Origin of the sequence: Streptomyces sp. NPDC085460 (genome assembly GCF_044541975.1) — a bacterium.
Lineage (GTDB): Bacteria > Actinomycetota > Actinomycetes > Streptomycetales > Streptomycetaceae > Streptomyces.
Genome location: NZ_JBITTO010000015.1, coordinates 122846 through 136568 on the forward strand (window position 1 = coordinate 122846; position 13723 = coordinate 136568).

Genomic DNA, 13723 nt, shown 5'->3' on the forward strand with positions numbered 1-13723 from the left:
TCAGCCCGCCGTCGGGTCGCCCTTGGTGTAGCTGAGCCGCTCCACCTGGCCGTTCTCGAACTTCTCCGAGACCTTCTTGCCGTTCACGTACAGATCGATCGCGCCGGCGTTGCCGAGGACGAGGTCGACCTGCTCGTCGTCCTGGAAGGTCTTCGTGTCGCCCTCCTGGAGGAAGCCGTCGAAGAGCATCTTGCCGTCGGACGCCTTGGCCGAGATCCAGCTCTTGCCGTCGGCGTCGAGCCGGATGGTGACCTTGTCCGCCGGGACGGCCGCGATGGCGCTCTCGGTCGGCTTGGGGGCGGGCTTCACCGGCTTGGGCTTGGCGGCGCCGGACGCCTTCTCCGGGGCGGGCGCGGGGCCGCCCTCGGCGGCCGTGCCGCCCTTCGGCTCCTCGGCGCCGTTGAACATCGTGAAGCCGACGAAGCCGACGACGGCGACGATGGCCGCCACCATGGCGGCGGTCCAGTTGGGCCGCCGGGGCTCGGGGCGGATGCGTTCCGCCTCGAAGAGCGGGGCGGCGGGGGTGGGCGAGGGACGGCCGCCGTGCTCGGCGTCGTACTGCTCGATCAGCGGGGCGGGATCGAGCCCGACGGCACGCGCGAGCGTGCGGATGTGACCGCGCGCGTAGACGTCGCCGCCGCAGCGCGAGAAGTCGTCCTCCTCGATGCCGTGCACGATCGGGATCCGGACACGGGTGGAGGCGCTGACCTCTTCGACGCTGAGGCCGGCGGCGATGCGGGCCTGCTGGAGGGTGCGACCGATCGGTTCCCGGTCGTCTGACGGGAACGTCCGGTCGTCTTCGGGGGAGTTGCCGATGGACACGAGAGCGCCTTTCGAGCGTGTAACCACCTGCTGGACGTTCAGTCTATGGGTGGTACGAAAGGGTGGGGCAACCGGGCGGGTGCGGTTTGTACGCCATGAGGTTGTACTTCGCGAGGATGGGACATCCTTCTGTCCCTCCGTCCAACTTGACGTACGGCCAGGGGAAACGGTTGCCCCCGGTTCCCTTACGAGTGAGTCTCGGCCAGGTCTCGAACGGGTACCCCGCCCGGGCCGCCGCACGCCTCCCGCCGGGTCACTCCTCCGACTCGCCGCGGATGACCGCGAGCACCCCGTCCAGCTCGTCCGGCTTGACAAGGACGTCCCGCGCCTTGGAGCCCTCGCTCGGGCCCACGATGTTCCGCGACTCCATCAGGTCCATCAGCCGCCCGGCCTTCGCGAAGCCCACCCGCAGCTTCCGCTGGAGCATCGAGGTCGAGCCGAACTGCGTCGAGACGACCAGCTCGGCCGCCTGGCACAGCAGGTCGAGGTCGTCGCCGATCTCCTCGTCGATCTCCTTCTTCTGCTTGGTGCCGACGGTGACGTCGTCCCGGAAGACCGGCGTCATCTGGTCCTTGCAGTGCTGCACGACGGCCGCGACCTCGGCCTCCGTGACGAACGCGCCCTGCATGCGGGTCGGCTTGTTCGCGCCCATCGGCAGGAAGAGCCCGTCGCCCTTGCCGATGAGCTTCTCGGCGCCGGGCTGGTCGAGGATGACCCGGCTGTCGGCGAGCGAGGAGGTGGCGAAGGCGAGCCGGGAGGGCACGTTCGCCTTGATCAGGCCGGTGACGACGTCCACCGACGGGCGCTGGGTGGCGAGCACCAGGTGGATGCCGGCCGCTCGGGCCAGCTGGGTGATGCGGACGATGGCGTCCTCGACGTCCCGGGGGGCGACCATCATCAGGTCGGCGAGCTCGTCGACGATCACCAGGAGGTACGGGTACGTCTTGAGCTCGCGCTCGCTGCCGGGCGGCAGCTGCACCTTGCCGTCGCGGATCGCCTGGTTGAAGTCGTCGATGTGCCGGAAGCCGAACGCGGCCAGGTCGTCGTAGCGCAGGTCCATCTCGCGCACCACCCACTGGAGGGCCTCGGCGGCCCGCTTCGGGTTGGTGATGATCGGGGTGATCAGGTGCGGGATGCCCTCGTAGGCGGTGAGCTCGACCCGCTTGGGGTCGACGAGCACCATCCGGACGTCCTCCGGGGTCGCCCTTATCATCACCGAGGTGATCAGGCAGTTGATGCAGGACGACTTGCCGGAGCCGGTCGCGCCGGCCACGAGCACGTGCGGCATCTTCGCCAGGTTGGCCATCACGTAGCCGCCCTCGACGTCCTTGCCGAGCGCCACCAGCATCGGGTGCTCGTCCCCGGCCGCGTCCGCGAGCCGCAGCACGTCCCCCAGGTTGACCATCTCGCGGTCGCTGTTCGGGATCTCGATGCCGACCGCGGACTTGCCGGGGATCGGCGAGATGATCCGCACGTCGGGCGACGCCACCGCGTAGGCGATGTTCTTCGTCAGCGCGGTGATCTTCTCGACCTTCACGGCCGGCCCGAGCTCGACCTCGTACCGCGTGACCGTCGGCCCCCGGGTGAAGCCGGTGACGGCCGCGTCCACCTTGAACTCGGTGAAGACGTTCGACAGCGCGTCGACGACCGCGTCGTTCGCGGCCGACCGGGTCTTCCCCGGCCCGCCCCGCTCCAGCAGGTCCAGCGACGGCAGCGAGTAGGTGATGTCACCGGAGAGCTGGAGCTGCTCGGCCCGGGGCGGCAGATCCGCCGGCTCCGGCGCCGGCTTGGTCAGATCCGGTACGGCCCCACCGCCGCGCCCCTTGTCCCCTGCACCCGCCCGGGTCTCCCCGCCGCGCGCCGTCGGCACGTTCGGCGGCGACTTCGGCATGGGCGGTACGGACCCGCCGGCCTCGTCCGTCGCCTCGCCGGCCCCCTCCGCGAGCGCCGCGGCCCGCTCGGCGGCCACGTCCCGGGTCAGATCGGCGACCAGCGGCGACGGCGGCATCCCGTTCAGCACGGCCCCGTCCAGCGCGGCCGCCGCCGCGGCGGCCACGTCGACCGGGTCCAGACCGCGGTCGTGGCCGGCCGCCGCCGTACGGGGCCGCGCGGCGCGCCCGCGCCGCTCCAGCGCCTCCGCCTCGGCCCGGTCCACGTCGTACGGGTCGGCCGGACCGCCGGTACGGCGCCGGACCGGGCGGGCGGCGCGCGGCGGCGCCTCCTGCCAGTCGTCCTCGTACGGCTCCCGGCCCGCGTCCTCCTCGGCGGTCTCCTCCTCCAGCGGCTCGACCAGGCCGAGCCGGACGCCGAGCGCCCGCAGCCGCTGCGGGATCGCGTTGACCGGGGTGGCGGTCACGACGAGCAGACCGAAGAGGGTGAGCAGCACCAGGAGGGGGACGGCCAGCGCCTCCCCCGTCATGAAGACCAGCGGCTGGGACGAGGCCCAGCCGATCAGCCCGCCCGCGTCCTGCATCGCCTCGGAGCCCGCGTCCCGGCCGGGCGAACCGCAGGCGATGTGGACCTGGCCGAGGACACCGATGACCAGGGCGGAGAGCCCGATGACGATCCGTCCGTTGGCCTCGGGACGCTCCGGATAGCAGAAGAGCCGGAAGGAGATGGCACCGAGCAGCAGCGGCACGAGCAGATCGAGCCGGCCGAAGGCGCCGGTGACCAGCATCTCAACGAGGTCGCCGACCGGGTTGTCCAGGTGGGACCAGGTGCCGGCGGCGACGATCAGCGAGGCGGCGAGCAGCAGCAGGGCCAGCCCGTCCTTGCGGTGGGCCGGGTCGAGCCCCTTGGCACCGCGCCCTATCCCCCGGAACATCGCGCCGACGCCGTGCGCGGCCCCGCGCGCCACCTTGTACACGCCCCCGGTCGGGGACGGCGCCGGCCTGGGCGCGGGCCGCTTCGCCGCGGTCTTCTTCGCGGGCGCCCGCTTGGCGGGCGCGGCCTTCTTGGCCGCCGCCTTCTTCGCGGGCGGCTTGCCCGGGGACTTCGCCGTGGACTTGGCGGCCGCCTTCTTCGCGGCGCCCGTCGTCCGGCCGGCGCGCGATGGTGCGGTGCCCTGAGAACCCTTGCCGGACGTACGTGAAGCCATGGTGCTGAGGTTACCGGTGCGCGGCCGGGCTGTCCGCCTCACCCGAACGTGTCGCCCTTGCCCCGGCGGGGAGCTGACGGCCGGTCACCCCTCGCCGGCCGCCGTGGGACGACGCGGCCTCAGCCCTGCGCGGGCAGCGAGGGCGCGCCCCCGGTACCCGGCTCCAGCGCGTCCAGCGCCCGCCGCAGACCGGTGAGCTTGCGCTCCAGATGGGCAGCGGTGGCGACGGCCGCCGCGTCCGCCGACTCGTCGTCGAGCTGCTTGGACAGCGCCTCGGCCTGCTCCTCGACGGCGGCGAGCCGGGCGGACAGCTCGGCGAGCAGCCCGGCGGCCTCCTTGCCCTGACCGCCCTCGCCGCCGCCCTCCAACTGCAGCCGCAGCAGGGCGGCCTGCTCGCGCAGCTTGCAGTTCTTCATGTAGAGCTCGACGAAGACCGAGACCTTCGCCCGCAGCACCCACGGGTCGAACGGCTTGGAGATGTAGTCGACCGCGCCGGCCGCGTACCCGCGGAAGGTGTGGTGCGGGCCGTGGTTGATCGCCGTGAGGAAGATGATCGGGATGTCCCGGGTCCGCTCGCGGCGCTTGATGTGCGCGGCGGTCTCGAAGCCGTCCATGCCGGGCATCTGGACGTCGAGCAGGATGACCGCGAAGTCGTCCGTCAGCAGCGCCTTGAGCGCTTCCTCCCCGGACGATGCCCGCACCAGCGTCTGATCGAGCGCGGAGAGAATGGCCTCCAGCGCCAGCAGATTCTCCGGCCGGTCATCGACCAGGAGGATCTTGGCCTTCTGCACCATGCCCCGTCCTCCTCGTCCCGGCAACGGCTCGACCCGGATCCCGGAACCGCTGCCGGAACCGGGGGAAGCACCGGGCGCCGCCCCGGAGGACGGCTTCCTGGTGCCGTCCGTCCTTGTGCCGGTCATCGTAGCCGCACCCCGAGCGTCGCCACACCCTGTCACCGTGATGTCACTGTGCACAGTTCGGAAACGGCGCACGGGTCCAGAAGGTTCCCCGCCGCGGCCGGCCTCACACGCCGACGGCGACAGTACGCCGTCCGGTACCGGGCCCTCGCGGGTCCCGGCACCGGACGGCCGGCCGTCACGCCCCGCTCATCCACTGCTCCATGACCGAGAGCAGGTAGTCCGGGTCGACCGGCTTGGTGACGTAGTCGGAGGCCCCCGACTCGATCGCCTTCTCCCGGTCCCCCTTCATCGCCTTCGCGGTGAGCGCGATGATCGGCAGCCCCGCGAACTGCGGCATCCGCCGGATCGCGGTCGTCGTCGCGTACCCGTCCATCTCCGGCATCATGATGTCCATCAGAACGACCGTCACGTCGTCGTTCTGCTCCAGGACCTCGATCCCCTCCCGCCCGTTCTCCGCGTACAGCACGGCGAGCCCGTGCTGCTCCAGCACGCTGGTGAGCGCGAAGACGTTGCGGATGTCGTCGTCGACGATGAGGACCTTCTCCCCGGAGAAGGAGAAGGTACGCCGCGGCTGCGGGGCCTCCTCCTGCTCCGCACCGGCGAGCTCCGCTGCACCGTCCGGCTGCCCCTGCGGACCCGGCTGCCCGGGCACCGCGCCCCGGGCACCGCCCGCCCCCGCCTGCTCCGGGGCCTCGGCCGCGGGCCCGGCCTTGCGCCGGTGCCGGAAGAGCGCCCCGGCCCCCGACCGCGCGTCGTTCCGTACGGGCGCGGGCGGGAAGTGCGGGAAGGCGTACCCGTCCGGCGCCTCCTCGGCCTCCTGCCCCGGGACGTCCGTCTCGCCCTGCCCGTACCCGTGCGGCGGCACCTCGGTCGGGTTCAGCGACAGGTACAGCGTGAAGGTGGAGCCGCGGCCGGGCTCGCTCACCGCGAAGATCTCGCCGCCGAGCAGCCGGGCGATCTCCCGGCTGATGGACAGCCCGAGGCCCGTACCGCCGTACTTGCGGCTGGTGGTGCCGTCGGCCTGCTTGAACGCCTCGAAGATCACCCGCATCTTGCTGGCCGCGATCCCGATGCCGGTGTCGGTGACCGAGAAGGCGATCAGGTCGGCGTCGGCGTCCCGCAGCGAGCCGGCCTCCAGGAGCTGCTCCCGGATCGACTGCGGCACGTCCGCCCCGGCCGGCCGGATCACCAGCTCGACCGCGCCGGAGTCGGTGAACTTCACCGCGTTCGACAGCAGGTTGCGCAGCACCTGGAGGAGCCGCTGCTCGTCGGTGTGGAGCGTGGCGGGCAGCTCCGGCGAGACGCGGACCGAGAAGTCCAGGCCCTTCTCCGCGGTGAGCGGCCGGAAGGTCGCCTCCACGTAGTCGACGAGCTGGACGAGCGCGATCCGGGTCGGCGAGACGTCCATCTTTCCGGCCTCGACCTTCGACAGGTCGAGGATGTCGTTGATCAGCTGGAGCAGATCGGAGCCCGCGCCGTGGATGGTCTCGGCGAACTCGACCTGCTTCGGCGTGAGGTTGGTCTCCGCGTTGTCCGCGAGCAGCTTGGCCAGGATGAGCAGCGAGTTGAGCGGGGTGCGCAGCTCGTGCGACATGTTGGCCAGGAACTCCGACTTGTAGCGCATGGAGACCGCGAGCTGCTCGGCGCGCTCCTCCAGGACCTGCCGGGCCTCCTCGATCTCCGTGTTCTTGACCTCGATGTCCCGGTTCTGACGGGCCAGCAGCTCGGCCTTGTCCTCCAGCTCCGCGTTGGAGTTCTGCAGCTCCTTCTGCCGGTGCTCCAGCTCCGCCGACCGCTCCTTCAGCTGCTCGGTCAGCTCCTGCGACTGCTGGAGCAGCACCTCGGTCTTGGTGTTGACGCTGATGGTGTTGACCGTGGTCGCGATCAGTTCGGCGATCTGGTTGAGGAAGTCCCGCTGGATCTGGGTGAACGGCTGGAAGGAGGCCAGCTCGATGACGCCGAGGACCTTCCCCTCGAAGAGGACGGGGAGCACGATCACGTGCGCGGGCGCGGCCTCGCCGAGCCCGGACGAGATCTTGAGGTAGCCCGGCGGCACGTTGACCTGGATGGTCCGCTTCTCCTCCGCCGCCGTCCCGATGAGGGTCTCGCCGGGACGGAAGGAGGTCGGCATCGAACCGGCGGAGTACCCGTAGCTCCCGCGCATGCGCAGCTCGTACGAGCCCCCGCCCTCGCCGACGAGTTCCGCGTCGTGGTTGGCGGAGCCGATCGGGGTCGCCACGAAGAAGGCACCGTGCTGGGCGGAGACCACCGGCGTCAGCTCGCTCATGATGAGCGAGGCGACGTCGTCGAGGTCCCGGCGGCCCTGCATCAGGCCGGAGATGCGGGCCAGGTTGGACTTGAGCCAGTCCTGCTCGTCGTTGGCGAGGGTGGTGTCGCGCAGGTTCGCGATCATCGTGTTGATGTTGTCCTGGAGCGCCTGGATCTCACCCGCCGCGTCCACGCCGTCGATCTTGACGTTGAGGTCGCCGCGGGTCACCGCGGTGGCGACGGCCGCGATGGCCCGCACCTGCCGGGTGAGGTTCCCGGCCATCTCGTTCACGGAGAGCGTGAGGTCGCTCCAGGTGCCCTCCACGTCCCGGACCCGGGCCTGGCCGCCGAGCTGACCGTCGGTGCCCACCTCGCGGGCGACCCGGGTGACCTCCTCGGCGAAGTTGGAGAGCTGGTCGACCATCGTGTTGATGGTGTTCTTCAGCTCCTGGATCTCGCCCCGGGCATCGATGTCGATCTTCCGGGTGAGGTCGCCCTTGGCGATGGCGGTGGTGACCGCCGCGATCTGCCGCACCTGACCGGTCAGGTTGTCGGCCATGCTGTTCACCGAGTCGGTGAGGTCCTTCCAGGTGCCGGAACCGCCGGGCACCCGGGCCTGCCCGCCGAGGATCCCGTCGGTACCCACCTCACGGGCCACCCGGGTCACCTCGTCGGCGAACGCCGACAGGGTCGTCACCATCGTGTTGACCGTCTCGGCGAGCTCGGCGACCTCACCGCGGGCCTCGACGGTCACCTTCTTCGTCAGATCGCCGTTGGCGACCGCCGAGGACACGCGCGCGATGTTCCGCACCTGACTCGTCAGGTTGTTCGCCATCAGGTTGACGTTGTCGCTCAGGTCCTTCCAGATGCCGGTGACCCCGCGCACCCGGGCCTGCCCGCCGAGGATGCCCTCGGTACCCACCTCACGGGCCACCCGGGTCACCTCGTCGGCGAAGTTCGACAGCTGGTCCACCATCGTGTTGACGGTGGTGACGAGCTCCAGGATCTCGCCCTTGGCGTCGACGGTGATCTTCTTCGACAGGTCGCCGCGGGCGACCGCGGTGGTGACCTCGGCGATGTTCCGGACCTGGAAGGTCAGGTTGTTCGCCATGAAGTTCACCGACTGCGTCAGGTCCTTCCAGGTGCCGGAGACCCCCTGCACCTCGGCCTGGCCGCCCAGGATGCCCTCCGTACCCACCTCGCGGGCGACCCGGGTCACCTGGTCCGCGAAGGAGGACAGCTGGTCCACCATCGTGTTGAGCGTGTTCTTCAGCTCCAGGATCTCGCCCCGGGCGTCCACGTCGATCTTCTGCGACAGGTCACCCCGGGCCACCGCCGTGGCGACCTGCGCGATGTTCCGCACCTGCGCCGTCAGGTTCCCGGCCATGCCGTTCACCGAGTCGGTCAGGTCCCGCCACACGCCGGCGACGCCCGGCACCTGCGCCTGCCCGCCGAGGCGCCCGTCGGTGCCCACCTCGCGGGCTACCCGGGTCACCTGGTCCGCGAAGGCGGAGAGCTGGTCGACCATCGTGTTGATGGTGTTCTTCAGCTCCAGGATCTCGCCCCGGGCGTCCACGTCGATCTTCTGCGACAGGTCGCCGCGCGCCACCGCCGTCGTCACCTGCGCGATCTGCCGCACCTGCGAGGTCAGGTTGCCGGCCATGAAGTTCACCGAGTCGGTCAGCTCGCGCCACCGCCCGGAGACCCCGTCCACCCGCGCCTGACCGCCCAGCCGGCCCTCCGTGCCCACGTCCCGGGCCATCCGCGTGACCTGGTCGGCGAAGGACGACAGCTGCGACACCATCGTGTTGACGGTGTTCTTCAGCTCCAGCATCTCGCCGGCGACATCGACCGTGACCTTCTGCGACAGGTCGCCGTTCGCCACCGCCGTCGTCACCTGCGCGATGTCCCGCACCTGACCGGTCAGGTTGTGGAAGGCCGTGTTCACCGAGTCGGTGAGGTCCTTCCACGTGCCGGCCGCGCCCTGCACCTGCGCCTGCCCGCCGAGCCGGCCCTCGACGCCGACCTCCCGGGCCACCCGCGTCACCTCGGAACCGAACGCCGACAGCTGGTCCACCATCGTGTTGACGGTGTTCTTCAGCTCCAGCATCTCGCCGGCCACGTCGACCGTGACCTTCTGCGACAGGTCGCCGTTCGCCACCGCCGTCGTCACCTGCGCGATGTCCCGCACCTGCGTGGTGATGTTCCGGAAGACGGTGTTGACCGAGTCCGTCAGGTCCTTCCACGTGCCCGCCGCGCCCGGCACCTGCGCCTGCCCGCCGAGCAGACCCTCCGCGCCGACCTCGCCCGACACCCGGGTCACCTCGTCGGCGAAGGTCCGCAGGGTCTCCGTCATCTGGTTGATGGTGTCGGCGAGTTGGGCGATCTCACCGCGTGCGCTCACGGTGACCTTCTGCGACAGGTCGCCGTTGGCGACCGCGGTGGTCACCTCCGCGATCCCGCGGACCTGGCTGGTGAGGTTGCCCGCCATCGTGTTGACCGAGTCGGTGAGGTCCTTCCACACCCCGGCCACCCCGGCGACCTCCGCCTGACCGCCGAGCTCGCCCTCGGTGCCCACCTCGCGGGCGACCCGGGTCACCTCGGACGAGAACGACGACAGCTGGTCCACCATCGTGTTCACGGTGTTCTTGAGCGACAGCATCTCGCCGGCCACGTTCGCCGTGACCTTCTGCGACAGGTCGCCGTTCGCCACCGCCGTCGTCACCAGCGCGATGTCCCGCACCTGCGCCGTCAGCTGGTTCGCCATGGTGTTGACGGAGTCCGTGAGGTCCTTCCACGACCCGGACACGCCCCGTACGTGCGCCTGCCCGCCGAGGATGCCCTCCGTGCCCACCTCGACGGCCACCCGCGTCACCTCGGACGCGAAGACCGACAACTGGTCCACCAGGTGGTTCACGGTACGCGCGACCTTCAGGAACTCCCCCCGAAGCGGCCGTACCGTCCCGTCCGAACCCTCCGAACGCAGGTCCATCCGCTGTTCGAGGTCACCCTCGGCGACCGCCGTCAGCACCCGGCTCACCTCGGACACCGGCCGCGCGAGATCGTCGACGAGCGCGTTGGCCGCCTCGATCGCCGCCGCCCAGGCACCCTCGGTCGCCCCCGCCTCGAGGCGTTCGGACAGCTTGCCCTCGCGCCCGACGACCCGCCGCACCCGCGACAGCTCACCGGTCACGTGCATCTGCCGGTCCGCGACCTCGTTGAAGACGGCCGCGATCTCGGCCATCACCCCGTCGCCGGAGACGGTCAGCCGCCTCCGCAGATTCCCGTCGCGCATGGACACGAGCGCGGACAGCAACCGCTCCAGCGCGGCCGCGTCCACCTGTACCGTCCCCCCACGGGAACGCCCGCCCCTCGCGCGCGTGCCGCTGCCGCCGCCGCGCCGCGCCGCCGTGCCAGAGTCCACCGTGTCCCTCCCGAAAGGGGTCGACCGTTCCGCTTCCGCTCCCGCCGAAGCCTTCCCAGTGTTTCACCGCGACCGAACCAGGCGATAACAGTTCGGCAGCTTCGCACAACGTCCCCACCCCCGGAGGGCGGAAACAGCGGAGACCGGCATCCGCGGGGACGGCGAAGGTAAGTAACCTGGCATCCGGCTGTCCAGCCGCCCCTGTCCGCCCGGCGGGGGCGGTGTGGAGCGTGTACGACCACCGGGCAGCGGGAGGGGCAGACCGAGCATGGCAGAGCCGGGCGTCGAGACGCGTACGAGGAGTGCTGTGATCACCGCGCGGGCGACTGCCACTTTCGACCCCGTGGGACGGTCCGTCGCCGCCGCCCGGGCCTTCGTCCGGGACACCCTCCAGGGCTGGGGCCACCCGGAGCTCGTGGACGACGCCGTCGTCCTCACCAGCGAGCTGGTCACCAACGCCGTGGTGCACGCCGGCACCGCCGCCGACGTCCTGTGCCTGCGCTCCGAGGACAGCATCCGCGTCGAGGTCGCCGACCGCTACCCGGAGCGCGAGATCCCGGTCCAGAGCGGCCGCGGCATCGCGAGCCCCGACCGGGAGAACGGCCGCGGCCTGCTCCTGTGCGCCGCCCTCGCCGACCGCTGGGGCGTCGACTACTCCCCCACCCGCAAGCACGTCTGGTTCCACCTCGACCTCCCGCAGCGCCCGGTCGGCACCCGCTCGGCCGGACCGGTCCTCCCCGACGCCCTCCTCCCGGTCGCCGACAGCCGCGTCCGCGTCGCCGTCGTCCAGATCGACCAGGGCGGCTCGATCACCTCGTGGAACGAGGACGCCGGGGAGCTTTTCGGGTACGCCTCCGAGCAGGTCACCGGCAAGCCGCTCGGCGACCTCGCCGCCTGGCCCCACACCCCCGGCATCGGCACCGGCCTCGCCGAGGCCCTCCGCCACTCCCGCTGGGAGGGCAGTTACGGGCTCCGCCGCGCCGACGGCCGCGTCATCCCCGTGTACGCCTCGCACCTGCGGGTCCGCGACGCCTCGGGCGAACCGTCCACGGTCTGCCTCCTGGTACGGGAGGACGAGCGCGCGGTCCTCCAGACCCCGCAGCGCCCGGCGGCCGACCCCGGCGCCGAGAGCCGCGCCGCGGATCCCTTCGAGATCTTCATCGGCTCCCCCGCCCCCGACGACCTGGACGGCCTGCTCCAGCGCACGGTCGAGCGGGCCAGGGACATGCTGGACGGCGATTCCGCTTTCCTCCTCCTCGCCACCGACGACGAGACCGAGCTGGAGGTACGGGCGACGACCGGTCTCCCGGCGGCCCGCCAGCGCTTCGCCCGGGTCCCGGTGGAGACCGGCGCCAGCCGCTACGGCTCGGCCCGCATGCCCGCGGTCCACGAGGACCTGGCCGCCGTCCCGGGCGCCGTGCCCCTCCTCGAAGGCACCGGCATGCGCTCGGTCGTCACGGTCCCCCTCAAGGTGGAGGGCCGTCTCACCGGCTCCCTCGGCGTCGCCGCCGAGGCCGCGAACCGCTACTCGAACGAGGAGGCCCTGCGCCTCCAGTTCGCCGCGGACCGGATCGCCCTGGCCGTCGAGTCGGCCCGCCTCGGCGAGCTGGAACGGCTCCGCCGCGGCTCCCTCAGCTTCCTCGTCGAGGCGTCCGACCTGCTGGCCGGCACCCTCGACCGCGACCAGACGCTGGCGCTGATGGCCCAGATGACGGTCCCGACGCTGGCCACCTGGTGCGCGGTCTACACGATCGCCGACCCGGCCTCGGAGCCGTACCTGTCGTACGTGCTCCACGAGGACGAGGACCGCATCGACGGCCTGAAGGCCCTGCTGCTCTCCATCGCACCGCCCGACCCGGTACCGTCCCCCGGCGCCCGCCTCTGGACGGCCCCGGGCGACGCCGCCCACCGCGCCGCGCTGGCCGCGTCGGCCCGCGAGCTGGAGCACCTGGGCAGCCCGCTGTCCTCCGGCATCGACACCGCTCTGGCCACGGCCGGCGCGGTGGCCGGCGAGACGGTCGTCCTGCCCCTGGTCGCCCGCAACCGGGTGATCGGCATGCTGACCCTGGGCCGCCCGGCGGAGGACCACTTCCGCCAGGAGATCCTGGAGCTCGCCGAGGACCTCTCGCGCCGGGCGGCGCTGGCCCTGGACAACGCGCGCCTCTATTCGGAGCGCAATGCCATCAGCCAGTCCCTCCAGCGCAGCCTCCTCCCGCCCGAGCTCCCCAAGATCCCGGGCGTCGAGGTGGACGTCATCTACCGCGCGGCCGGCGAGGGCAACGAGGTGGGCGGCGACTTCTACGACGTCTTCCCCATCCGGGATGAGGTGTACGGCTTCGCCATCGGCGACGTGTGCGGCACGGGCCCGGAGGCCGCCGCCGTCACGGGCCTGGCCCGGCACGCGCTGCGCCTGCTGGCCCGCGAGGGTTTCGGCGGCCCGGCGGTCCTGGAGCGGCTGAACGCGGCCATCCTCGACGAGGGCGCCCGCAGCCGCTTCCTGACCCTCCTGTACGGCGAGCTGCGCCCGCAGCCGGACGGTTCGGCGCTTCTGAAGGTCGTCTGCGCCGGCCATCCGCTGCCGCTCCGCCTCCGCCCCGACGGCACGGTCACCCCGGCCGCGGAACCGCAGCCGCTGCTGGGCGTGATGGAGGACCTGGAGCTGTACGAGGAGAGCTTCACGCTCGACCCCGGCGATGTCCTCCTCTGCGTCACGGACGGCGTCACCGAGCGCCGTGAGGGCACCCGCATGCTGGGCGACGACGGCCTGGCCGATGCCCTGAGGACCTGTACGGGCCTGACGGCCGGCGCCGTCGGCGGCCGTATCCTCCGCGCGGTCGAACGCTTCGCCCACGCCCCCGCCTCGGACGACATGGCCATCCTGACGATGCGCCTGCAGGAACCGTCGAACTAGAAGGGAGGGGCCTCCTCGGAGGCCCCTCCCTTCTGGCTCTTTCGCCTCGGGACAACGCAAAAAGGCCCCCCGCCTGATGGCGGGGGGCCTTTTTTCTGAGCCCCCTAACGGAATCGAACCGTTGACCTTCTCCTTACCATGGAGACGCTCTGCCGACTGAGCTAAGGGGGCAAATTGTTCGGCGGTGTCCTACTCTCCCACAGGGTCCCCCCTGCAGTACCATCGGCGCTGAAAGGCTTAGCTTCCGGGTTCGGAATGTAACCGGGCGTTTCCCTAACGCT

At 71.5% G+C, this 13723-nt stretch carries 5 protein-coding genes, 1 tRNA gene and 1 rRNA gene; 1 reads left to right on the plus strand and 6 read right to left on the minus strand.

Features of this window, described 5'->3' with window-relative positions; translation table 11 throughout:
* From ACIGHB_RS30885 to ACIGHB_RS30900, 4 genes are all read right to left on the minus strand, one after another.
* Window positions 1-822 (minus strand): helix-turn-helix domain-containing protein, encoded by an 822-nt coding sequence (locus ACIGHB_RS30885; RefSeq protein ID WP_360319506.1) that lies wholly within the window; start codon window positions 820-822, stop codon window positions 1-3.
* 253 nt (window positions 823-1075) lie between these two features.
* Window positions 1076-3919, minus strand: coding sequence for a DNA translocase FtsK (locus ACIGHB_RS30890; RefSeq protein WP_360319508.1), 2844 nt, complete (start codon window positions 3917-3919; stop codon window positions 1076-1078).
* A 119-nt stretch (window positions 3920-4038) separates the two neighbouring features.
* Complete coding sequence (locus ACIGHB_RS30895) at window positions 4039-4713, minus strand: response regulator (protein ID WP_319008733.1); 675 nt, start codon at window positions 4711-4713, stop codon at window positions 4039-4041.
* Between the two features lie 301 nt (window positions 4714-5014).
* Window positions 5015-10531 (minus strand): HAMP domain-containing protein, encoded by a 5517-nt coding sequence (locus ACIGHB_RS30900; protein WP_399917650.1) that lies wholly within the window; start codon window positions 10529-10531, stop codon window positions 5015-5017.
* Between the two features lie 268 nt (window positions 10532-10799).
* Here ACIGHB_RS30900 and ACIGHB_RS30905 point away from each other — a divergent pair, with 268 nt between their 5' ends.
* Entirely contained in the window at window positions 10800-13442 is a 2643-nt protein-coding gene (locus ACIGHB_RS30905) for a SpoIIE family protein phosphatase (protein ID WP_399917652.1), read from the plus strand.
* A 98-nt stretch (window positions 13443-13540) separates the two neighbouring features.
* Here ACIGHB_RS30905 and ACIGHB_RS30910 read toward each other — a convergent pair.
* Both ACIGHB_RS30910 and rrf read right to left on the minus strand, forming a co-directional pair.
* A tRNA-Thr gene (locus ACIGHB_RS30910) sits at window positions 13541-13613 on the minus strand.
* Between the two features lie 5 nt (window positions 13614-13618).
* A 5S ribosomal RNA gene (gene rrf, locus ACIGHB_RS30915) occupies window positions 13619-13723 on the minus strand; the annotation flags it as partial.